Here is a 19,666-nt window from a genome sequence, read left to right as displayed (position 1 = left end):
CACAAATTCACGCTGTCATGATCGGATACGAACACAAATGATCAGCACTCGCGAGTTTAATCGGGTGGCACGACATTTGGAATAGGGGTTTAGTGCATGGGCTCTACGCGGCCGGCAAAAAAAGCGGATGCCGCATTGCAGCATGTTGTATTTGGGCGAATCAGCGCGGGGTGCGGCTTGCGCCGCCACCCTTGGTGAGCGGTTCAAGCTCGCGCAGGCGCGCCTCGATGGTCGAGCGCAGGTAGAAGTTGTCACCGGCGGCCGCGTTGGCGAGCCGGTACTGGATCAGCGCGGGTTCGAACGCGTTTTCGAAATAGAACGCGTTGCCCAGCGCGGCGTGGTAGTTCAGCGCATCGCCCTCGCCGTACAGCCTGGCCGACAGCCGCCACAGCGCGGAATCGGTCGGGTAGCGGGCAAGCAGCGCGCGTACGCGCTCGAGCGCGGCGGCGCGCTGGCCGGTCGCCTGCAGCGCGTCGACTTCGCCGGCGAACAGCACGCGCTGCTCGGGAAAAGCGGCCAGCCCCTTGCGGTACGCGGCCAGCGCCGCCTGCGGCTCGCCTGCCGCGAGCGCGATCTCGCCCTCGAGCGCGAACAGCATCGCGTCGTCGGGGAGCGTCTGCCGTGCGCGCGCGAGCGACTGCCCCGCGTCGGCGAAGCGGCGCTCGGCCAGCTGGGTGCGCGCAAGGCCGTACCATTGCGCGCCTTCGCTGATGAAGCGCCGCTCGGCGAGCGAATTGCGGTAGTAGCGCGCGGCCTCGGTCGGCCCCATCTGGGCGATGCGCAGCTTCTCGCGCACCAGGAGGAAGTCGGTGCTGTCGGGCTTCATGCGTACCGGCGTCTGCTGCGCGCGGGTCTGCCCCTCGCTGATGCGCTCGCCGGTCACCGGGTGGGTGCGCAGGAAGGACAGCGCCTGGTTGTCGTCGTAGCGGCTGGTTTGCTGCAGCCGCTCGAAGAAGGCGGGCATCGCGCGCGCGTCGAAGCCGGCGCCGCCCAGGTACTGCATGCCGATGCGGTCGGCCTCGCGCTCGAAGTCGCGGCTGTAGGAGAGCTGGCTTTGCTGCGCCATGCCCAGGCCTGCGTTGATCGCGCCGAAGGTCGCGTCCGAGTTGCCCGAACGCGAGGCGAGCACGCCGGCCAGGATCGCGGCGAGCACCCACAGCTGGCTCTGCGTCGAGGTCTCGCGCATCCGCGCGAGGTGGCGCTGGGTGACGTGGGCGACTTCGTGCGAGAGCACCGACGCCAGCTCCCCTTCGCTCTGTGCGGCGAGGATCAGCCCGGTGTGCACGCCGATCACGCCGCCGGGCATCGCGAAAGCGTTGATCGACGGCGCCTCGACGGCAAAGAAGGTGAAGTCGGAACCGGTACCGGCGGCCGAGGTGATGCGCCGGCCGACCCTCGCGAGGTAGGCGTTCACCTCGGGGTCCTGCACGACGCCGCCGGCGTCCCGCAACTGCGACAGGATCTCGCGGCCGATGCGCGCCTCTTCGGCCTGCGACAGCGCACCCTCGCCGGCGACGCCGATGTCGGGCAGCGGCGTCGCGTGGGCGGCGGGGAAGGCGAGCGCGACGGCAAGCGCGCCGGATACGAAAACTTTCCTCATCATGTCCCTATGATGCGCCACGCCGCCGGAAGTTGCGCGGCGTCAGCGGCTGGCCAGTTGCAGCGCGACGCCGTGCTCCTGCATCATCTTGGTCATCGCCGGTGACGGCGCGGTGTCGGTGAACACCATATGGAAGTCGCTCAGGTGACCCATGCGCACCAGCGCGTTGCGGCCGAACTTGCTGTGGTCGGCGGCCAGGAAGCGGTGGCGGGCGTTGGCCATCATCGCCTGCGCGACGCGTACCTCGCGGTAGTCGAAGTCGAGCAGGGAGCCGTCGGTCTCGATCCCCGACGCGCCGATGATCGCGTAGTCGACCTTGAACTGGTTGATGAAGTCCAGCGTCGCCACCCCGGTCACGCCGCCGTCGGACGCGCGGACCACGCCCGAGGTGATCATCACTGTGAAGTCGGGGTTGGCCGACATGATGGACGCGACGTGGATGTTGTTGGTGATCACGCGCAAGCCCTTGTGCTTGAGCGCGAGCGCCTGTGCGACCGCCTCGATCGTCGTGCCGATGCTCATGAAGATCGACGCGTGGTCGGGGATGTTGGCCGCGACCAGCTGCGCGATATGCGCCTTTTCGCTCTGGAACTTGCCCTTGCGCGCGAGGTAGTCCTCGTTCTCGACGCTGTTGCCCAGCGCGGCGCCGCCGTGGTAGCGGCGCAAGAGGTTGGCTTCGCACAGCTGGTTGATGTCGCGGCGGATGGTTTGCGGCGTCACGTCCAGCAGGCGTGCCAGTTCCTCGATCGGCATGAAGCCGTTTTCGCGGACGAGTTGCAGGATCTTGTCGTGACGGGGGGATCGGCTCATGGTGATTCGGAAACGAACAATTCGAACCCCTGTCTTTATCATAATTTGTCGCCGGCAGGCAAATCCGCCGCCGGTGTTTCACAAGGAAACCCCATGACGCCCAGCCTGCTCGCCATCGACCAGGGCACGACCAGCACCCGCGCGATGGTGTTCTCGACCGGCGGCGAGGTGCTCGCCCGCGCCCAGGTCGAGTTGCCGCAGATCTTCCCGGCGCCAGGCTGGGTCGAGCACGACCCGGAGACGATCTGGGCCCATACGCTGAACGTCTGCCGCGAGGCGCTCGCCACGCCCGGCATCGGCCGTATCGCCGCGCTGGGCATCACCAACCAGCGCGAGACGACGCTCGTGTGGGACCGCGCGACCGGCCGCCCGGTCTACCACGCGATCGTCTGGCAGGACAGGCGCACCGCGGAACTGTGCGAGGCGCTGTCGACGCCCGAGGCGCAGGCGCTGGTCGCCGAGCGCACCGGCCTGGTGCTCGACCCCTACTTCTCGGCGAGCAAGATCCGCTGGCTGCTCGACACCGTGCCCGGCGTGCGGGAGCGCGCCGACCGCGGCGAGCTCGCCTTCGGCACCGTCGACAGCTTCCTGTTGTGGCGCCTGACCGAGGGCCGCGTCCACGCGACCGACGCGACCAACGCGGCGCGCACCCTGCTGTTCGACATCCGCCGCCAGTGCTGGGACGAGGAGCTGCTCGCGCTGTTCGGCATCCCGGCGTCGCTATTGCCCGAGGTGCGCGACAACGCGGCGGATTTTGGCACCACCCGCCTGTTCGGAACCCCGATCCCGATCACCGGCATGGCCGGCGACCAGCAGGCGGCGACCGTCGGCCAGGCCTGCGTGCACCCGGGCATGGTCAAGTCGACCTACGGCACCGGCTGCTTCATGGTGCAGAACACCGGCGACACCATCATCACGTCGCGCCACCGCCTGCTGTCGACCGTCTGCTACCGGCTTGACGGCCGGCCGACCTACGCGCTCGAAGGCAGCATCTTCATCGCCGGCGCCGCCGTGCAGTGGCTGCGCGACGCGGTGCGCCTGATCGACCACGCGGGGCAGACCGAGGCGCTGGCGCGCCAGGTCGAGAGCACCGGCGGCGTCTACCTGGTGCCGGCGTTCACCGGCCTGGGCGCCCCGTACTGGGACCCGCTGGCGCGCGGCGCGATCACCGGGCTGACCCGCGACTCGGGCATCGCGCATATCGTGCGCGCGGCGCTGGAATCGGTGTGTTACCAGAGCCGCGATCTGATGGCGGCGATGCAGGCGGACGGCGTAGCGGCGCCGGCCACGCTGAGGGTCGACGGCGGCATGGTCGGCAACGACTGGCTGATGCAGTTCCTCGCCGACATGCTGGATGTACCCGTCGAGCGCCCGTGCATCAGCGAGACAACCGCGCTGGGCGCGGCGTGGCTGGCGGGCCTGGGGGCCGGCGTGTTCGATTCGCTGGAAACGCTGTCGCAAGGCTGGCAGCGCGCGGCACGCTTCGAGCCCGCGATGGCCGCGCAGCGGCGCGACCAGCTGTACGGCGGCTGGCGCGACGCGGTCGGGCGCACGCTCAGCCGCTAAGCATGTCCGGGAAGCTGGCGGACGAAGTCGGCGAGCGGCATCGGCCGCGCGAAGTAGTAGCCCTGCAGCACGTCGACGCCGGCCGCTTGCAGGTAGTCGCGCTGCGCCGCGGTCTCGACGCCTTCGGCGACCAGCTTGAGGCCGAGGCTTTGCCCAAGCGCGATCACCGCGTCGAGTACCACCTTGCCCAGCGAGTCGCGCTCGATCGCGTCGACGAAGCTGCGGTCGATCTTCAGCGTGTGCACCTGCAGCTCTGACAGGTAGGAGAGGCTGCTCTGGCCGGTGCCGAAGTCGTCGAGCGCGAGTTCCACGCCGAGCGAAAACAGTTCGGCAAGCTGGCCGCCGTGCCCGGCGAGGTCAAAGGTCTCGCGCTCGGTCAATTCGAGCACCGGCACCACCGCCTCACCCAGTTTTTCGCGCAGCACGCGGCATAGCCCGACCAGTTCGGGGTCGGCCAGCTGGCTGGCGGTGACGTTGAACGCCAGGTGAAAGCCCGCCGGCAAGCGCGCGCCAGAAAGCCCGCTGGTGGTCGCGGCCATCAGGTCGCGGGTGATCGCGCCCAGGCTGCCGCTTTGCTCGACCTCGGCAATGAACGCGCCAGGCGCGAGCACACGGTCGCCGTCGCGCCAGCGCATCAGCACCTCGGCGCCCAGCCAGCGCCCGCTTTGCGGGCAGACCAGCGGCTGCAGGTAGGGCACGAACTCGCCGCGCGCCCGCGCCTGTGCGATCACCTCATCCGCAGCCCGCGGCTGGCTCAGCCAGTGATAAGCGCCCCACGCGCCGAACAGGCCGACCAGCACCAGCAGCACCAGCATCGGCTCGTACGCGCGCCAGGCGGCGAGCAGGATTTCGTCGCCGTCGAGCGCAACGGCGACGGAGAACGGGTAGACAGGGTCGGCCTTGCGCATGTCGAACAGCAGCTTGTGCGGGATGGTGCCGGCGTGCACCCGCCCCTTGCCGTCCATCCAGTTGGGGCCGACCTGCAGCATCACGCCATTGCCCAACACGCCGTGACGCAAGGCGCTGCTTAAGTGGCCGCCGGAGACGCCAACCAGCACGGCGGCGTCGCCCGGAGTGGACTCGCGCCACACAAAAACTGGGATGTCGGGCGTCAGCTGGTTGCCCGGCATCAGCCGCGCGCGACCGTCGGCGTAACCTTCCCGCTTTGCGCCACTGACCTGCCGGCCGAATAGGGACGAGCAGTAAACATGGTCTCCCCGCGCCAGGCTGACTGTCCGTACATAAAGAACGGTGGTCACCTGATGGCGCAGGTTGTGCACCACCTCGTCGCTACACGGCTGGCCGGCCAGCGGCAGCACCGCGCGCGCCGCGTGCTGCGAACGCTCGAAGATCGCGTTTACTTCTACGGCGGCGTAACGCAGCCTTGCCTCTGCGCCGTCGCGCAGCCCGAGATAGGTGGTCGACACGGTGATACCCCAGCCGACCAGCACCGGCAGCAGCACGGCCAGCGCGGCGAGCGTCAGGCGCAGCGAGCGGGACGGTACTCTGGGCTGGTGCAGGGACATGGGGGGCGACCCGATTGCAGTCAAACCCCCATTCTATACGCCCGTGCCGCTTATGCCCCCTGTTGCGCGCGGTGGCGGCCGATTTCGGCGCGCACGCGCGCCGGCGCGGTGCCGCCGACATGGTCGCGCTGCGCGAGGCTGCCTTCGGGGGAGAGCACCGCGTACACGTCGTCGCCGATCAGCGCGCTGAAGCCCTGCAGCACGGCAAGCGGCAGCTCGGCGAGGTCGACGCCCTGCCCTTCGGCGTGGCGCACCGCCAGCGCGACCACCTCGTGGCTGTCGCGGAACGGCAGGCCCTTCTTCACCAGGTAGTCGGCGAGGTCGGTCGCGGTCGCGAAGCCCTGCAGCACCGCCGCGCGCATCGCCTCGGGCTTGACCGTGATGCCGCGCATCATGTCGGCGTAGATGCGCAGGGTATCGATCAGCGTGTCGACGGTGTCGAACAGCGGCTCCTTGTCTTCCTGGTTGTCCTTGTTGTACGCCAGCGGCTGCGCCTTCATCAGCGTGACGAGCGACACCAGGTGGCCGACCACGCGGCCGCTCTTGCCGCGCACGAGCTCAGGCACGTCCGGGTTCTTCTTCTGCGGCATGATGGACGAGCCGGTGCAGAAGCGGTCGGCGATGTCGATGAAGCCGACGCGCGGGCTCATCCACAGGATCAGCTCTTCGGACAGGCGGCTCAAGTGCACCATCAACAAGGATGCTGCGGCGGTGAATTCGATCGCGAAGTCGCGGTCGGACACCGCGTCGAGCGAGTTGTGGCAGACGCCGTCGAAGCCCAGCAGTTCGGCGGTGTAATGGCGGTCGATCGGGAAGGTGGTGCCGGCGAGCGCCGCCGCGCCCAGCGGCAGGCGGTTGACGCGGCGGCGGCAGTCGGCCATGCGCTCGGCGTCACGCGACAGCATCTCGACGTAGGCGAGCAGGTGGTGGCCGAAGGTCACCGGCTGCGCGACCTGCAGGTGGGTGAAGCCCGGCATCACGGTGTCGGCGTGCTGCTCGGCCAGGTCCAGCAGGCTGCCCTTCAGTTCGCCGATCAGGCCGGCGATGGTGTCGATCTGGGCACGCAGCCACAGCCGGATGTCGGTCGCGACCTGGTCGTTGCGGCTGCGGCCGGTGTGCAGGCGCTTGCCGGCGTCGCCGATCTTGTCGGTCAGCCGGCGCTCGATGTTCATGTGCACGTCCTCGAGGTCGAGGCGCCACTCGAAGCGGCCCGCGCGGATTTCCTCGACGATCTCGGCCATGCCGCGGCGGATCGCCGCGAGGTCGTCCGCCGACAGCACGCCGGCGCGGCCGAGCATCGCCGCGTGCGCGAGCGAGCCTTCGATATCGAATTCGGCGAGCCGGTAGTCGAAGCCGACCGACGCGGTGTATTTCTTGACGAGTTCGGAGACCGGCTCCGAAAAGCGGCCGGACCAGGCGTGTTGGTCTTGCATGGGGTTTCCCTTGTTGTCGATGCGGTATGGTTAGCCCCATACCATGCCATACGCAAGGAGCGGCGGGAAGCCGGCGCGCTCAGATCTGGTAGTCGGCGCCGAGCGACAGGCGGGTCCATGCGTCGTTGGCGGACAGGCAGGTGCGCCCGGCAAAACGCGCGTCGCTGCCGGCGCGGCCGAGCACCCCGGCGACCGGCCCCTTGACGTCGGAGAGCCACAGCGCGATGCCGCGCGCGGCCAGCGCGTCGTCGAGCGCCTCGAGCATCATCAGCGCGGACAGGTCGACCCGGTTCACCCCGCTCATGATCAGCACCAGCACCCGTGCGTCGGCGGCCAGCGCGCGCAGGGCCGTGTCGACATTGCGCGCGTTGCCGAAGTACAGGCTCTCGTCGACGCGCACGAAGCGCACGCCGGGCAGGCGCTCGACGGCAAAGCGCGCGACGTTGCGGAAATGCTCGCTGCCGGCGATGCGGCCGACCTCGGCGATATGCGGCTTGCCGCTGCCGGCGATCCACGCGCCGAGCGACACCAACAGGCCGACCACGATGCCGCTATCGACCCCCAGCAGCAGCACGGCGGCGAAGGTCGCGCCGAAGGCGGCAGCGTCGGCGCGCCGGCTGCGCCACGCGCGCGCGAACAGGGAAAAATCGACCATCTTCCACACCGACGCGACGATGGTCGCCGCCAGCACGGCCAGCGGCAGCTCGGCCAGGGCGCCGGTGGCGAACAGCACGATGGCGAGCATCAGCAAGGCGCTGAAGAGCGACGAGAGCTGGGTGTTGGCGCCGGCGTCGGCGTTGACGATGGAGCGGGTCAGCCCGCCGGTGACCGGGAAGCCGCCGGACAGGCCGGCGCCGAGGTTGCACAGCCCGAGCGCCAAGAGTTCGCGGTCCGGGTCCAGCCGCTCGCCGCGGCGCGCCGCCAACAGTTGCGCGACCGACAGGCTCTGCACGGTGTTGACCAGCGCGATGAAGAACGCCGGCAACACCAGCTGCGACAGCTCGGCGAACGCCGGCAGTACGAGCGACGGCGCGGGCAGGCCGGCCGGGATCACGCCGACCAGCGCGACATGGCCGGCCAGATCGAAGCCGCGCACCGCGAGCACGCCGCCTGCCAGCGCGGCCACCGGCGCCGCGCGCTCGGCGAGCGTCGCCCAGAAAACCGGCACGCCGGCGCGCGCCAGCGTCGCCGCCAGAGACGCGCGCGCCCAGAGAAGCCACGCGAGCGCCGCGCCGCCCAGCCACAGCGCAGGTGCCGACACCCCGCCCTGCAGCGCGGCGGCGAGACGGGAGAGCTGCGCGGGCAGGGTCGCGCCGCCGCCGGCCACCCCGGCAAGCGGCGCCAGCTGCGAGAGCACGATCATCAGCGCGGACGCGGACACGAAGCCGGCGAGCACCGGCTGCGACAGGAAGTCGGCGACCAGCCCCAGCCGGAACGCGCCCAGCAGCACCAGCATCAGGCCGGACAACAACGCGAGCCAGATAGCGAACAGCAGGTACTCGGCGCTGCCGGCCGGCGCGAGGCGGGCCAGGGTCGAGGCGACCAGCAAGGAGGTGACCGCCATCGGCCCGACCGACTGCGCGTGGCTGCGCCCGGCCAGCGCGTAGATGACGAGCGGCGCGAGGCTCGCATACAGGCCGACCTCGGCCGGCAAGCCGGCGACCAGCGCGTACGCCAAAGCCTGCGGCACCAACAGCAGGGTGACGACGACGCCGGCGACGAGGTCGCCGGCAAGAAATTCGCGCCGGTAGCCGGCAAGCCAGGGCGGCAGCGGCACGGCGCGCATGTCAACGCTTGCCGCGTTCGAGGACGCTGAAGAGCGCCATGCCGGCGAGCATGGCGGCAACGAACAGCACGCCCTGCGGCACGCCCATGCCCAAAAGCACCAGCGCGGGCCCCGGGCAGATGCCGGCCAGTCCCCAACCGATGCCGAACAGCAGGCTGCCGCCGACCAGGCGCGGGGTGATCTCGCGGCTGGTCGGCAACTGCATCGCATCTCCCAGCACGGCGCGCGGCCGCTGCCCGGCCACGCGGAAGGCGACCAGGCCGACGCCGATCGCACCGGCCATCACCAGCGCGAGGCTGGGGTCCCACAGCCCGGCGATATCGAGAAAGCCGAGCACCTTGGCCGGGTTCGACATGCCGGAGACGATCAGGCCGACGCCGAACACGAGGCCGACGGCGAACGAGGCAAACAGTTTGCGGAAGGTCATGGCGCGCTCCTTAGCCCAGCAGGTGACGGACGACGAAGACGGTGGTGAAACCCGCCGCCATGAAGGTCAGCGTCGCGACCAGCGAACGCGGCGACAGCCGCGACAGCCCGCACACGCCGTGGCCGCTGGTGCAGCCGGACGCGTAGCGGGTGCCGACGCCGACCATCAGCCCCGCCACCACCAGCGTCAGCGGCGACGCGCTGACCTCGGGCACGGCTAGGCCGCCGGCCAGCAGCGCGTACAGCGCCGGCGCGGCGATCAGCCCCAGTACGAAGGCGAGCCTGAGCGGCCAGTCGGCAGCACGCTCGATCAGCCCGCCCAGCATGCCGCTGATGCCGGCGATGCGCCCGAGCAGCAGCACGAAGGCCGCCGCGGCAAGACCGATCAGCACCCCGCCGGCGAGTGCCGAAAAAGGTGTGAACGCTTCAAAGTTGACCTGCATCTGCTTCCCCTTGTCGTGTTGCTGTCATGTTGTTGTCGTGCCGCCGGGCATGCCTCCTCAGGCCGCCGGCTGCAGTTGCCCCTCCGCACCGCAGAAGATGCCGTGCAGGGTGCCGAGGATCGCCAGCGCATCAGCGCTGGCGACGCTGTAATAGATCCACTTGCCGTCGCGCCGCGTCGACACCAGCTTCTCGTTGCGCAGCACCCCGAGCTGCTGCGACAGCGTGGGCTGGCGGATGCCGGTCAGCCGTTCGAGCTCGGACACCGACTTCTCGCCGTCGACCAGCTGGCACAACAGCAGCAGGCGGTCCTCGTTGGCCAGGCTCTTCAGCAGGGATGTGGCGCGCGCCGCGTTGTCGCGCAAGACGTTCAGTTCCATCGTGTCGTCCTCTGTCGTTGTTCGTTCATTATATTTACAGATATATTGACTTGCAATATAGTGGATTCATCCATTCGCCACGGAGTCCCGCCATGCAAGCTTCTGTCCAGGCCTTCTTCGAACCGGTCACCGGCACCGTCAGCTACGTCGTCTACGACCGCGACGGCGGCCACGCCGCCATCGTCGACCCGGTGCTCGACTACGACCCGAAGTCCGGCCGCACCCGCACCACGTCGGCCGAAGCGCTGGTCGGCTTCGTGCGCGAGCACAAGCTTGCCGTGCAGTGGATCCTTGAGACACACGCGCACGCCGACCACCTGTCGGCGGCGGCCTGGCTCAGGCAGCAAGTCGGCGGCAAGGTCGCCATCGGCGAGAAGATCACCGAAGTGCAGCGCATCTTCGCCGGCGTGTTCGATTTCGGCGACGATTTCGCGCGCGACGGCAGCCAGTTCGACCACCTGTTTGCCGCCGGCGAGCACTTCAGCGTCGGCGAGTTGACCGCCGAGGCGCTGTTCGTGCCCGGCCACACCCCGGCCGACATCGCGTACCGCATCGGCGACGCGGTATTCGTCGGCGACACGCTGTTCATGCCGGACGTCGGCAGCGCGCGCTGCGACTTCCCGGGCGGAGATGCTGCCACACTCTACCGTTCGGCCAAAGCGCTGCTCGCCCTGCCCGACGCCACCCGCCTGTTCATGTGCCACGACTACCCGCCCGCCGGGCGCGCGCCCAGCTGGGAGACGACGGTCGCCGAACAGCGCCGTGCCAACATCCACCTGAACGACGGCGTCAGCGAAGCCGACTTCGTCGCGCTGCGCGACGCGCGCGACGCGAAACTGGAGATGCCGGTGCTGATCCTGCCGTCGGTACAGGTGAATATCCGCGCCGGCGAGATGCCGCCAAAATCAGCCAACGGCGTCGCCTACCTGAAAATTCCGCTCAACCTCATGTAAACTCGGGCGATCTGCAACAACCGGGCGCGTCCGACGCGCCCCCAAGCGATGGACCCCTCACCTCTTCTGCCCGCGCCGCGCCAACTGGTGCACGAGCGCGGGATTCCTGCTTTCGGCATGTACCAGGGCGTAATCCCGCACCTGAACTGGCACAGGCTGCCCCTTTCCCCCCTTGCGCGGCTGACGCGCAAGCTGCACCACAAGCGCTGGCAGTACGCCGCGCTCGCGCACGACGCGTGCTTCGCCGGCGTCGCCGTCGTCGACCTCGGCTGGAGCAGCGCCGCGTTCGCCTGGCTGTTCGACCGGGCCGCAGGCCGCGAGATCGCCGCGTTCTCGGCGACCGGCCTGCCCGGTGGCGCCCGCCTCGACGACACCGCGTTCGGCCACGCAACCTTCCGCTCGCGCGCAGGCCGGATCGCGTTCAGCCGCGACGGCGAGCGCGTCGGCGTCGAGGTCGACAGCCGCACGCTCAAGCTCGCCGCCCACCTCCGGCTTGACGACACCCCGGTGCTCGCCGCGGTCGCGCCGGCCAACTACCTCGCGCACGCCACCCACAAGAGCGGCGGGCTCGAGGTGGTCGGCTTCGCCGACGCCGCCGGGCAACGCTTCTCGCTGAACGGCGCCGTCGGCAGCCTCGACGCGTCGAACGGCCTGCTCGCGCGCCGCACCGAATGGCGCTGGGCGAGCGCACACGGCCGGGGCCTGGGCTTCAACCTGCAGGCCGGCTATATGGGCGACGCCGAGAACGCCGTCTGGCTGGACGGCCGGCTGATCCGCGTCGGCGCGGTGCACTTCGACTACGACCGGGCCGACCCGGCCGCGCCGTGGCGCATCCACAGCGACGACGGCGCGGTCGAGCTCGTGTTCACGCCGGAAGGCCTGCGCCGCGAGGACCGCGACCTGGTGATCGCCGCCAGCCGCTACGTGCAGCCTATCGGCACCTTCAGCGGCGTGCTGCGCGACCCGGCAAGCGGCACGTGCCGCGTCGTCGACCGCCTGTGCGGCGTGACCGAAGACCACCACTCGCGCTGGTAAGCCCGCGCCGCGCCGGTATCCCTACTGCCGGCGCGGACGGGTTCGGTGTACCATCCGCCCCCTGTTCGTGCATTTATTCCAGATACAGGAGACGCGCCGATGCGGCTGATGGACACCCTGCTCTCGCACAACCGCACTTTCGTCGAAAGCCGCGAGTACGAGGCGCTGCGCACCGACAAGTTTCCCGGCAAGAACCTGGCGGTGCTCGCGTGCATGGACGCTCGACTGGTCGAGCTGTTGCCGCGGGCGATGGGCCTGAAGAACGGCGACGCCAAGCTGATCAAGAACGCCGGCGCGATGGTGTCGCACCCGTGGGGCTCGGTGATGCGCAGCCTGATCGTCGCCGTCTACCAGTTGCGCGCCGAGGAAGTGTGCGTGGTCGCCCACCACGACTGCGGCATGGGCGGCATCGACCCGCAGCAGGTGCTCGCCAACGCGTGCGAGCGCGGCGTCAGCGAAGAGACGATCGCCACCTTGCGCGCCGCCGGCATCGACCTCGAAGGCTGGCTGCAGGGCTTTTGCTGCGTCGAGGACAGCGTGCGCCACACGGTGACTACCATCCGCCAGCACCCCCTGATGCCGCGCGACGTGCCGGTGCACGGGCTGGTGATCGACCCGGCCACCGGCGCGCTGACCGTCGTCGTCGACGGCTACGAGGCCGCATGAAGCGCGTCGGCGTCTACGGCGGCACCTTCGACCCCTTCCACAACGCGCACCTGCGCCTGGCGCGCGCGCTGCGCGACGAGCTCGCGCTCGACGAGGTGCGGCTGATCCCGGCCGGCCGGCCCTACCACCGCGACAGCGGCCCGCACGCCGACGCCGAGCAGCGGCTGGCGATGGTCAGGCTGGGCATCGCAGGCGAAACCGGCCTCACCGCCGACGCGCGCGAAGTGGTAAGCGCGCGCAACGCGTACACGGTCGAGACGCTGGAGGCGCTGCGCGCCGAGCTGGGGCAGGACACCGAACTGTGGTGCCTGATCGGCTCGGACTCGCTCGAACACCTCGATCGCTGGCACCGCTGGCGCGAGCTGTTTGCGCTCGCCAACCTGGCGGTAGCGATCCGCCCGGGCTTCGACGCGGCACGCCTCGCGCCGGCGGTGCGCGCCGAATGGGACGCGCGCCAAGTCTCTGATTTTTCAAACCGAACGCCTTGCGGTACAATCCGCGCCCTGGCGCTGACGCCGGTCGCCCTGTCGGCGACCGAAATCCGGCGGCGTCTGGCCGCCGGCGACGACGTCGCCGACTGCGTGCCCGAGGCCGTCGCGGCGCATATCCGCAGGCTGGGGCTGTACCGCCCCGCATGAACGCTTACCAGGCCGCCGTCGCGGCCCGCACACTTTTACCCTGCAGCCCGGCCCAGCCGCTCGGCTGCCGCACCCGGAACCAGGAAAATGGACAATATCCAGGAAATCGTGAAACTCGCCGTCGAGGCGCTCGAAGACGTCAAGGGCAAGGACATCGTCTCGCTCGACACCCGTGAACTGACCTCGCTGTTCCAGCACATGATCGTCGCCACCGGCGACTCCAACCGCCAGGTCAAGGCGCTCGCCAACAGCGTCGCCGTCAAGCTGAAGGAAGCCGGCGTCGATCTGGTCGGCACCGAAGGCCAGGAGTCGGGTGAATGGGTGCTGGTCGACGCCGGCGACGTCGTCGTCCACGTGATGCTGCCCGCCGTGCGCGACTACTACGACCTCGAGGCGCTGTGGGGCGGCCAGAAGCCGTCGTTCACCCCGGCCGGCGGCAAGCCGTGGTCGGCGCTGTAAGCCTGTCTTTTGCGGGCCGGCGCAAGCCGGCCCCGTCCGCATACAGAGCATTGCCATGAAAATCACCCTGCTCGCCGTCGGCACCAAGATGCCGCGCTGGGTCGACGAGGCGTTCAACGACTACGCCAAGCGTTTCGGCCGCGACATCAGCTTCGAGCTGAAGGAAATCAAGCCCGAGAAGCGCGGCGGCGGCGTCACCGCCGACAAGGGCATCGCCGCCGAACATGCACGCATTGTCGCCACGCTGCCGGCGCGCTGCCGGCTGGTCGTGCTCGACGAGCGCGGCCGCAACTGGACGTCGGTGCAACTGGCCGGGCAACTGAAGGAATGGATGGCCGGCGGCGACGATATCGCCTTCGTCATCGGCGGCGCCGACGGCCTGTCGGACGAGCTGAAAGCACGCGCCGACCTGCTGCTGCAACTGTCCGCGATGACGCTGCCGCACGGCATGGTGCGCGTGATGCTGGCCGAACAGCTGTACCGCGCACACTCCATTCTCAACAACCATCCCTACCACCGCGAGTAAGCGCTGGCGCGATTTGACATTGGCAAGTCGCCGGCCTGCGCCTAGAATGGCTTTGTTTACAAGGCCTTGCAGAGGTTGTTGTCAATGAAGCGAATTTTCCGCGTTGGTTTGATAGCAACGGCTTTACTCGCCAGCGCCCAGGCCCGCGCCGACCTGTACGGCTACGTCGACGAGTCCGGCCGCATCCACCTGTCGCCCACCCGGGTCGACGACCGCTACCAGCTGTTCCAGAAGAGCCCGCCGGCCGGCTCGACGCCGACGCCGGCCGACTACCTGGCCGACGCGACGCGTCCCGGGCTGGGCGCGACGCAGAGCCAGGACCGCGCCCAGCAGCGGGCCGTCGCCGGCCTGCCCGCCGCCAAGCCGCGCCTCGTCAAGGCCCACATCAGCCAGCCGTACAACAAGATCATCGGCAAGGTCGCGCGCGAGTACCGCCTCGACCCGCAACTGTTGCACGCGATCGTCAGCGTCGAATCCGGCTACGACGCGCTGGCCGTCTCGCCCAAGGGCGCGATCGGCCTGATGCAGATCATCCCGGAAACCGGCGAGCGCTTCGGCCTGCCGGCGAGCGAGCTCTCCAACCCGCACGCCAACGTGCGCACCGGCGCGCGCTACCTGAAGTTCCTGCTGTCCACCTTCAACCACAACCTGCCGCTGGTGATCGCCGCGTACAACGCGGGCGAAGGCGCGGTGCAGAAGTACCGCAACACCATCCCACCTTACCCGGAGACCCGCGACTACGTCGCCCGCGTGCTCGCCACCTACGAGGCGCGCGGCGGCCGCACGCCGCTGGCAGCCGGCGGCCTCGTCGAGACCGGCAGCCGCGGCCGCGTACACGCGACGCTCGCGCCACTTTAAGGACGCCGAACGGCAAAAAGGCCGGCGCACGCGCCGGCCTTTGCCTTTTTTGGAACCTGCAATCAGCCGGCGAGCAGTTGCGCGAGCGCGCGCAGCGACTGCCACGCGTCACCTGGCTCGGCACCCTTGATCTGGCGGTCGACCTCGGCACAACGGGCGATCGCGTCCATCAGCTTGCGCGGGCCTATCCTGCGCAGCGCCGGCTCGGCGAGCTTCTGCCGCTCGCCCCACAGCTTGAGCTCGCGCTGCATCTCGCGGCTGTTGCGGCCGTCCTTCAGCCCCTGCCGCAGTTTCAGCAGCATGCGCACATCCTCGGCGAGCGCCCACAACACCAGCACCGGCGCCTCGCCCTCGGCCTGCAAGCCGTCGAGCATGCGCGCGACACGCGCGCCGTCACCGGACAGCCACGCCGACGACAAATGGAACACGTCGAAGCGCGCGACGTTGGCGACCGCGTCGCGTACTTCGTCGAGCGAGAGTTCGCGCTGCGGGTAGAGCAGCGCGAGCTTGTCGACCTCCTGCCGCGCCGCGAGCAGGTTGCCCTCGACCCGATCGACGAAGAAGGCCAGCGCGTCGTCGCCTAGGCTCTGCCCCTGCGCCTTCATGCGCCGCGCGATCCACGCCGGCAACTCGGCGCGGCCGACCGCGCGCGCTTCGATCTCGACCGCCGCCTTCTGCAGCGCGACAAACCACTTCGCCTGCAGTTGCGTGCGCTCGAGCTTGGGCAGGATCACCAGCGTCACCGTGTCGTCCGGCGGCCGTGCGGCGAGCCGCTGCAGCGCCTCGCCGCCTTCGCTGCCGGGCTTGCCGGTCGGGATGCGCACCTCGAGCACCTTCAGCGACGCAAACAGCGACACGCTGCTCATCGCGTCGGTCAGCTGCGACCAGTCGAAGCCCGCCTCGACCGTCAGCACCTCGCGTTCGAGGTAGCCGGCACGGCGCGCTGCGGCGCGGATCGCGTCGGCGGCTTCCAGCGCGAGCAGCGCCTCCTCGCCGTGGATCAGGTAGAGGGGCGCAAGCCCGCGTCCAAGCAGGGTGGAGAGCGCCTCAGGGCTTGCGTGCGGCGGCATCGCCCTGCCCGGCCGAAGCCTCGCCCGCCTTCGGCGGCTGGATGAACGACAGGCGGCGTACCAGCATATTGGCCGCCTCGCGCTGCATGGACGCCCACAGCTGCGCCTCTTCCATTTCCTTGCCGAGCACCACGTTTTCCGAGTACGACAGGGTGCGGCGCACGGTCGCGCTCAAGGGCTGCGGCACGTCGGAGCCGGCGAAGGTCAACAGCGCGTGCTGGGTCAGCACCAGCTGGTACTCGTTGACCTTGCCCGCGCGGTTGACGGTCAGCACGTCCTTGCTGGTCTGCGGCGGCATCAGCGCGAGCACCGCCTGCGCGGTCTGCCCCTTGCCGGCCAGCTGCACGCGGCCGTCGCGGCGGATGTCGGCCATCAGCTGCTCGTAGACCGGGCCACTGCCGTCGACGCTCAGGCTGGCAAAGGACAGCGGGCGCAGCGGCTGGCCGACGCCACGCAAATGGAAGCCGCACGCAGCCAGCGACAGCGTCAGCGCGAACAGCGCGCCGTTTCTGCAAAGTCGTCTCATCGATCCCCCTTCAAGGTCAAAAAGGCCGGACAAGCCGGCCTTTCGTTCTGTGTCGTCAGACGACGACGTTCACCAGGCGTCCGGGCACGACGATGACCTTCTTCGCCGGCTTGCCTTCCATGAACTTCTGCACGTTCTCGTGCGCGAGCGCCGCTTGCTCGATCGCCTCGCGCGACGCGTCGGCCGCGACGACGATGCTGCCGCGCAGCTTGCCGCACACCTGCACCATCAGCTCGAGCTCGCTCTTCACCAGCGCGGCCTCGTCAACCGCCGGCCACGCCTGCGCGAGCAACTCGCTGCCCGGGCGCAACTCGTTCCACAGCGCCTCGCCCACGTGCGGGACGATGGGCGAAAGCAGGATCACCGCGGCTTCCAGCACTTCCTGCGCGACGGCACGGCCGGCGTCGCCTGCGCGCGCGGTCTTGTCGTAGGTATTCAGCAGTTCCATCACCGCGGCGATCGCGGTGTTGAACTGCTGGCGGCGGCCGTAGTCGTCGCCGACTTTCTGGATGGTCGCGTGCAGCTTGTAGCGCAGTTCCTTGAGCGCGCCGTCGAGCTCGCCGCCCTGGTAGGGGGCGACCACGCCGCCGGCGACATGCTCGCCGACCACGCGCCACAGGCGCTTGAGGAAGCGGAACGCACCCTCGACGCCGGCGTCCGACCACTCGAGGCTCTGCTCCGGCGGCGCGGCGAACATCATGAACAGGCGCGCGGTGTCGGCACCGTACTGCTCGATGAAGGCCTGCGGGTCGACGCCGTTGTTCTTCGACTTCGACATCTTCTCGACGCCGCCGACCGTCACCGGCAGGCCGTCGACGCGGTGCTTGGCGGCGACGATCTTGCCCTTGCCGTCACGCTCGAGGATCACGTCGGCCGGCGCGATCCAGTCCTTCGAGCCGTTGTCGAGGTCGCGGTAGAAGGTCTCGCACACCACCATGCCCTGGGTGAGCAGGCTCTTGAACGGCTCGTCCGACGACACCAGGCCCTCGTCGCGCATCAGCTTGTGGAAGAAGCGCGCGTACAACAGGTGCAGGATCGCGTGTTCGATGCCGCCCACGTACTGGTCGACCTGCAGCCAGTAGTCGGCCGCGGCCTTGTCGACCATCGCGGTATCGCACTTCGGGCTCGCGTAGCGCGCGTAGTACCAGCTACTTTCCACGAAGGTGTCCATGGTGTCGGTCTCGCGGCGCGCCGCGCCGCCGCACTTCGGACAAGTGGTCTCGTAGAATTCCGGCATCTTGGCAAGCGGGCTGCCTGCGCCGTCCGGGATCACGTTTTCCGGCAGCACCACCGGCAGCTGGTCGGCCGGCACCGGCACGTCGCCGCAGCAATCGCAGTGGATGATCGGGATCGGGCAGCCCCAGTAACGCTGGCGGCTGATGCCCCAGTCGCGCAGGCGGAACTGGGTCTTCTTGGCGCCGGCCGACTTGGCTTCCAGCGCGGACACGATCGCGTCGAACGCGCCCTGGAAGTCCAGGCCGTCGAATGCGCCGCTGTTCAGCGTCGACAGCGAGCCGTCCTTGGACGCGTACCATTCCTTCCACACCGCGGCGTCGAAATCGTTGTCGCCGGCCTTGGGCGCGTACACCTGCCGGATCGGCAGCGCGTACTTGTTGGCGAACTCGAAGTCGCGCTCGTCGTGCGCCGGCACGGCCATCACCGCGCCTTCGCCGTAGCCCCACAGCACGTAGTTGGCGACCCACACCGGCAAGCGTGCGCCGGTCAGCGGGTGGACCACGGACAGGCCGGTGGCCATGCCCTTCTTCTCCATGGTCGCCACGTCGGCCTCGGCGACCGAACCGGCCTTGCACTCGGCGATGAAGGCCTGCAGCGCCGGGTTGTTCGCGGCGGCCTGCGCCGCCAGCGGGTGCTCGGCGGCGACCGCGACGTAGGTCGCGCCCATCAGCGTGTCCGGGCGGGTGGTGTACACCTTCATCTCGCCGGCGTGGCCGATGCTCGCCTCGTCGTACGCGAACACCACGTCGGCGCCGAAGCTCTTGCCGATCCAGTTGCGCTGCATGGTCTTGACCTGCTCGGGCCAGCCGTCCAGCGTGTCGAGGCTGGAGAGCAGCTCGTCAGCGTACTTGGTGATCGCGAAGTAATACATCGGGATCTCGCGCTTCTCGACCAGGGCGCCGGAGCGCCAGCCGCGGCCGTCGATCACCTGCTCGTTGGCAAGCACGGTCTGGTCGACCGGGTCCCAGTTGACCACGCCGTTCTTCTTGTAGATCACGCCCTTCTCGAACAGGCGGGTGAACAGCCACTGCTCCCAGCGGTAGTAGTCCGGCTTGCAGGTCGCCAGTTCCCGTTCCCAGTCCAGCGCGAAGCCCAGGCTGTCGAGCTGGCCCTTCATGTACTCGATGTTCGCGTAGGTCCACGCGGCCGGCGCGCCGCCGCTCTTCATCGCGGCGTTCTCGGCCGGCAGGCCGAAGGCGTCCCAGCCCATCGGCTGCAGCACGTTGTAGCCTTTGAAGCGCATGAAGCGTGCCAGCGCGTCGGTGATGGTGTAGTTGCGCACATGGCCCATGTGCAGCTTGCCCGACGGGTAGGGGAACATCGACAACGCGTAGTACTTCGGACGCGAGGTATCTTCGACGGCACGGAAGGCTGCGGTCGCCTTCCACTTCTGTTGCGCGGCGGTCTCGACCTCGCGCGGGCTGTAGTGTTCTTGCATGACGGTTGCGGCTATCGGATGAGTAGGCAGAATCGGATCATTATAACGAGGCGGCCGGCGAGCGGATACCGGCGCCGCGACGTGCTAGAATCCGCGTCCAGGCTGGCGCCGCGCCCCGCGCGCGGCATCGGGAAACGGCAAGGCATACCCGCCCAAGCCGTGCTGCCCCCGCAACGGTACACATCCAGTCGCCCCGCGCGACGCATCCTGTCACAACCCACGGCGCTCGCGCTGGAAGGGGGCAGGGTGGGGATGGAGCCCGGACACCGACCGGCCTGTCGTCAAGGGAAGCA

General features: G+C 69.2%; 19 protein-coding genes and 1 riboswitch. Of the genes, 8 read left to right on the top strand and 11 right to left on the bottom strand.

The genetic code is table 11. From position 1 onward, the window contains the following. Positions 1–160 precede the first annotated feature (160 nt). Together E5K04_RS11395 and E5K04_RS11390 are read right to left on the bottom strand one after the other, a co-directional pair. A complete protein-coding gene (locus tag E5K04_RS11395) occupies positions 161–1,603 on the bottom strand; it encodes a M48 family metalloprotease (RefSeq protein ID WP_235844352.1) in 1,443 nt (480 codons plus the stop codon). Positions 1,604–1,642: 39 nt separating this feature from the next. Continuing rightward, positions 1,643–2,410 (bottom strand): DeoR/GlpR family DNA-binding transcription regulator, encoded by a 768-nt coding sequence (locus E5K04_RS11390; RefSeq protein WP_136554153.1) that lies wholly within the window; start codon positions 2,408–2,410, stop codon positions 1,643–1,645. A gap of 93 nt (positions 2,411–2,503) precedes the next feature. Between E5K04_RS11390 and glpK the strand changes: the two genes are divergently transcribed. Beyond that, positions 2,504–3,976 carry a glycerol kinase GlpK gene (glpK, locus tag E5K04_RS11385; protein ID WP_136554151.1) on the top strand — a complete coding sequence of 491 codons (1,473 nt, stop codon included), beginning with the start codon at positions 2,504–2,506 and terminating at the stop codon, positions 3,974–3,976. Here glpK and E5K04_RS11380 read toward each other — a convergent pair. The 6 genes from E5K04_RS11380 to E5K04_RS11355 all read right to left on the bottom strand — a co-directional run bounded on the left by E5K04_RS11380 (position 3,973) and on the right by E5K04_RS11355 (position 9,968). Next, positions 3,973–5,502 carry an EAL domain-containing protein gene (locus tag E5K04_RS11380; RefSeq protein WP_136554149.1) on the bottom strand — a complete coding sequence of 510 codons (1,530 nt, stop codon included), beginning with the start codon at positions 5,500–5,502 and terminating at the stop codon, positions 3,973–3,975. The two genes, glpK and E5K04_RS11380, sit on opposite strands and share 4 nt — an antisense overlap. 50 nt (positions 5,503–5,552) lie before the next feature. After that, positions 5,553–6,935 carry an argininosuccinate lyase gene (argH, locus tag E5K04_RS11375; protein WP_136554147.1) on the bottom strand — a complete coding sequence of 461 codons (1,383 nt, stop codon included), beginning with the start codon at positions 6,933–6,935 and terminating at the stop codon, positions 5,553–5,555. 79 nt (positions 6,936–7,014) lie between these two features. Next, positions 7,015–8,721, bottom strand: a complete 1,707-nt coding sequence (locus E5K04_RS11370) for a SulP family inorganic anion transporter (protein ID WP_136554145.1) — start codon at positions 8,719–8,721, stop codon at positions 7,015–7,017. 1 nt (position 8,722) lies between these two features. Further along, on the bottom strand, positions 8,723–9,148 hold the full coding sequence (locus E5K04_RS11365; protein ID WP_136554143.1) for a DUF6691 family protein: 426 nt from the start codon (positions 9,146–9,148) through the stop codon (positions 8,723–8,725). Between the two features lie 10 nt (positions 9,149–9,158). Then, on the bottom strand, positions 9,159–9,590 hold the full coding sequence (locus E5K04_RS11360; RefSeq protein ID WP_136554141.1) for a YeeE/YedE family protein: 432 nt from the start codon (positions 9,588–9,590) through the stop codon (positions 9,159–9,161). 57 nt (positions 9,591–9,647) lie between these two features. Further along, a complete protein-coding gene (locus E5K04_RS11355) occupies positions 9,648–9,968 on the bottom strand; it encodes an ArsR/SmtB family transcription factor (RefSeq protein ID WP_136554139.1) in 321 nt (106 codons plus the stop codon). Positions 9,969–10,060: 92 nt separating this feature from the next. On the opposite strand from E5K04_RS11355, the gene E5K04_RS11350 reads away from it, so the two are divergent. The 7 genes from E5K04_RS11350 (at position 10,061) to E5K04_RS11320 (ending at position 15,103) form a co-directional block, all read left to right on the top strand. Continuing rightward, complete coding sequence (locus E5K04_RS11350) at positions 10,061–10,921, top strand: MBL fold metallo-hydrolase (RefSeq protein WP_136554137.1); 861 nt, start codon at positions 10,061–10,063, stop codon at positions 10,919–10,921. A gap of 48 nt (positions 10,922–10,969) precedes the next feature. Beyond that, entirely contained in the window at positions 10,970–11,956 is a 987-nt protein-coding gene (locus tag E5K04_RS11345) for a DUF2804 domain-containing protein (protein ID WP_136554135.1), read from the top strand. Positions 11,957–12,055: 99 nt separating this feature from the next. Then, on the top strand, positions 12,056–12,622 hold the full coding sequence (locus E5K04_RS11340; protein ID WP_136554133.1) for a beta-class carbonic anhydrase: 567 nt from the start codon (positions 12,056–12,058) through the stop codon (positions 12,620–12,622). Then, on the top strand, positions 12,619–13,260 hold the full coding sequence (nadD, locus tag E5K04_RS11335; RefSeq protein WP_136554131.1) for a nicotinate-nucleotide adenylyltransferase: 642 nt from the start codon (positions 12,619–12,621) through the stop codon (positions 13,258–13,260). Before E5K04_RS11340 ends, nadD begins: the two co-directional genes overlap by 4 nt. Positions 13,261–13,347: 87 nt before the next feature. Then, entirely contained in the window at positions 13,348–13,719 is a 372-nt protein-coding gene (gene rsfS / locus E5K04_RS11330; RefSeq protein ID WP_136554129.1) for a ribosome silencing factor, read from the top strand. A 55-nt stretch (positions 13,720–13,774) separates the two neighbouring features. Continuing rightward, entirely contained in the window at positions 13,775–14,245 is a 471-nt protein-coding gene (rlmH, locus tag E5K04_RS11325; protein WP_136554127.1) for a 23S rRNA (pseudouridine(1915)-N(3))-methyltransferase RlmH, read from the top strand. Between the two features lie 84 nt (positions 14,246–14,329). Continuing rightward, the gene (locus E5K04_RS11320) at positions 14,330–15,103 is read left to right on the top strand and encodes a lytic transglycosylase domain-containing protein (RefSeq protein WP_136554125.1); all 774 of its coding nucleotides are present in this window, start codon (positions 14,330–14,332) and stop codon (positions 15,101–15,103) included. 62 nt (positions 15,104–15,165) lie between these two features. Here the strand turns inward: E5K04_RS11320 and holA are convergent, their stop codons facing one another. Genes holA through leuS form a run of 3 tightly spaced genes read right to left on the bottom strand, consistent with a single transcriptional unit; the run spans position 15,166 to position 19,373 of the window. Beyond that, positions 15,166–16,173, bottom strand: a complete 1,008-nt coding sequence (gene holA / locus E5K04_RS11315) for a DNA polymerase III subunit delta (protein ID WP_136554123.1) — start codon at positions 16,171–16,173, stop codon at positions 15,166–15,168. Beyond that, a complete protein-coding gene (locus E5K04_RS11310) occupies positions 16,151–16,699 on the bottom strand; it encodes an LPS-assembly lipoprotein LptE (protein ID WP_136554121.1) in 549 nt (182 codons plus the stop codon). The genes holA and E5K04_RS11310 overlap by 23 nt, the downstream gene beginning before the upstream one ends. 55 nt (positions 16,700–16,754) lie before the next feature. Continuing rightward, complete coding sequence (gene leuS / locus E5K04_RS11305) at positions 16,755–19,373, bottom strand: leucine--tRNA ligase (protein WP_136554119.1); 2,619 nt, start codon at positions 19,371–19,373, stop codon at positions 16,755–16,757. A gap of 85 nt (positions 19,374–19,458) precedes the next feature. Continuing rightward, positions 19,459–19,662, top strand: a riboswitch (cobalamin riboswitch). The last annotated feature ends 4 nt before the right edge of the window (positions 19,663–19,666 follow it).

The organism is Crenobacter intestini, assembly GCF_004919095.1.
In the GTDB taxonomy this organism is placed as follows: Bacteria; Pseudomonadota; Gammaproteobacteria; order Burkholderiales; family Chromobacteriaceae; genus Craterilacuibacter; species Craterilacuibacter intestini.
The sequence above is the reverse complement of the archived record's forward strand: the minus strand, read 5'-3'. Positions and strand labels throughout refer to the sequence as shown.

Coding starts and splice junctions, on each gene's coding strand:
- E5K04_RS11395 (WP_235844352.1), bottom strand. CDS start 1,603: ATGATGAGGAAAGTTTTCGTATCCGGCGCGCTTGCCGTCGCGCTCGCC.
- E5K04_RS11390 (WP_136554153.1), bottom strand. CDS start 2,410: ATGAGCCGATCCCCCCGTCACGACAAGATCCTGCAACTCGTCCGCGAA.
- glpK (WP_136554151.1), top strand. CDS start 2,504: ATGACGCCCAGCCTGCTCGCCATCGACCAGGGCACGACCAGCACCCGC.
- E5K04_RS11380 (WP_136554149.1), bottom strand. CDS start 5,502: ATGTCCCTGCACCAGCCCAGAGTACCGTCCCGCTCGCTGCGCCTGACG.
- argH (WP_136554147.1), bottom strand. CDS start 6,935: ATGCAAGACCAACACGCCTGGTCCGGCCGCTTTTCGGAGCCGGTCTCC.
- E5K04_RS11370 (WP_136554145.1), bottom strand. CDS start 8,721: ATGCGCGCCGTGCCGCTGCCGCCCTGGCTTGCCGGCTACCGGCGCGAA.
- E5K04_RS11365 (WP_136554143.1), bottom strand. CDS start 9,148: ATGACCTTCCGCAAACTGTTTGCCTCGTTCGCCGTCGGCCTCGTGTTC.
- E5K04_RS11360 (WP_136554141.1), bottom strand. CDS start 9,590: ATGCAGGTCAACTTTGAAGCGTTCACACCTTTTTCGGCACTCGCCGGC.
- E5K04_RS11355 (WP_136554139.1), bottom strand. CDS start 9,968: ATGGAACTGAACGTCTTGCGCGACAACGCGGCGCGCGCCACATCCCTG.
- E5K04_RS11350 (WP_136554137.1), top strand. CDS start 10,061: ATGCAAGCTTCTGTCCAGGCCTTCTTCGAACCGGTCACCGGCACCGTC.
- E5K04_RS11345 (WP_136554135.1), top strand. CDS start 10,970: ATGGACCCCTCACCTCTTCTGCCCGCGCCGCGCCAACTGGTGCACGAG.
- E5K04_RS11340 (WP_136554133.1), top strand. CDS start 12,056: ATGCGGCTGATGGACACCCTGCTCTCGCACAACCGCACTTTCGTCGAA.
- nadD (WP_136554131.1), top strand. CDS start 12,619: ATGAAGCGCGTCGGCGTCTACGGCGGCACCTTCGACCCCTTCCACAAC.
- rsfS (WP_136554129.1), top strand. CDS start 13,348: ATGGACAATATCCAGGAAATCGTGAAACTCGCCGTCGAGGCGCTCGAA.
- rlmH (WP_136554127.1), top strand. CDS start 13,775: ATGAAAATCACCCTGCTCGCCGTCGGCACCAAGATGCCGCGCTGGGTC.
- E5K04_RS11320 (WP_136554125.1), top strand. CDS start 14,330: ATGAAGCGAATTTTCCGCGTTGGTTTGATAGCAACGGCTTTACTCGCC.
- holA (WP_136554123.1), bottom strand. CDS start 16,173: ATGCCGCCGCACGCAAGCCCTGAGGCGCTCTCCACCCTGCTTGGACGC.
- E5K04_RS11310 (WP_136554121.1), bottom strand. CDS start 16,699: ATGAGACGACTTTGCAGAAACGGCGCGCTGTTCGCGCTGACGCTGTCG.
- leuS (WP_136554119.1), bottom strand. CDS start 19,373: ATGCAAGAACACTACAGCCCGCGCGAGGTCGAGACCGCCGCGCAACAG.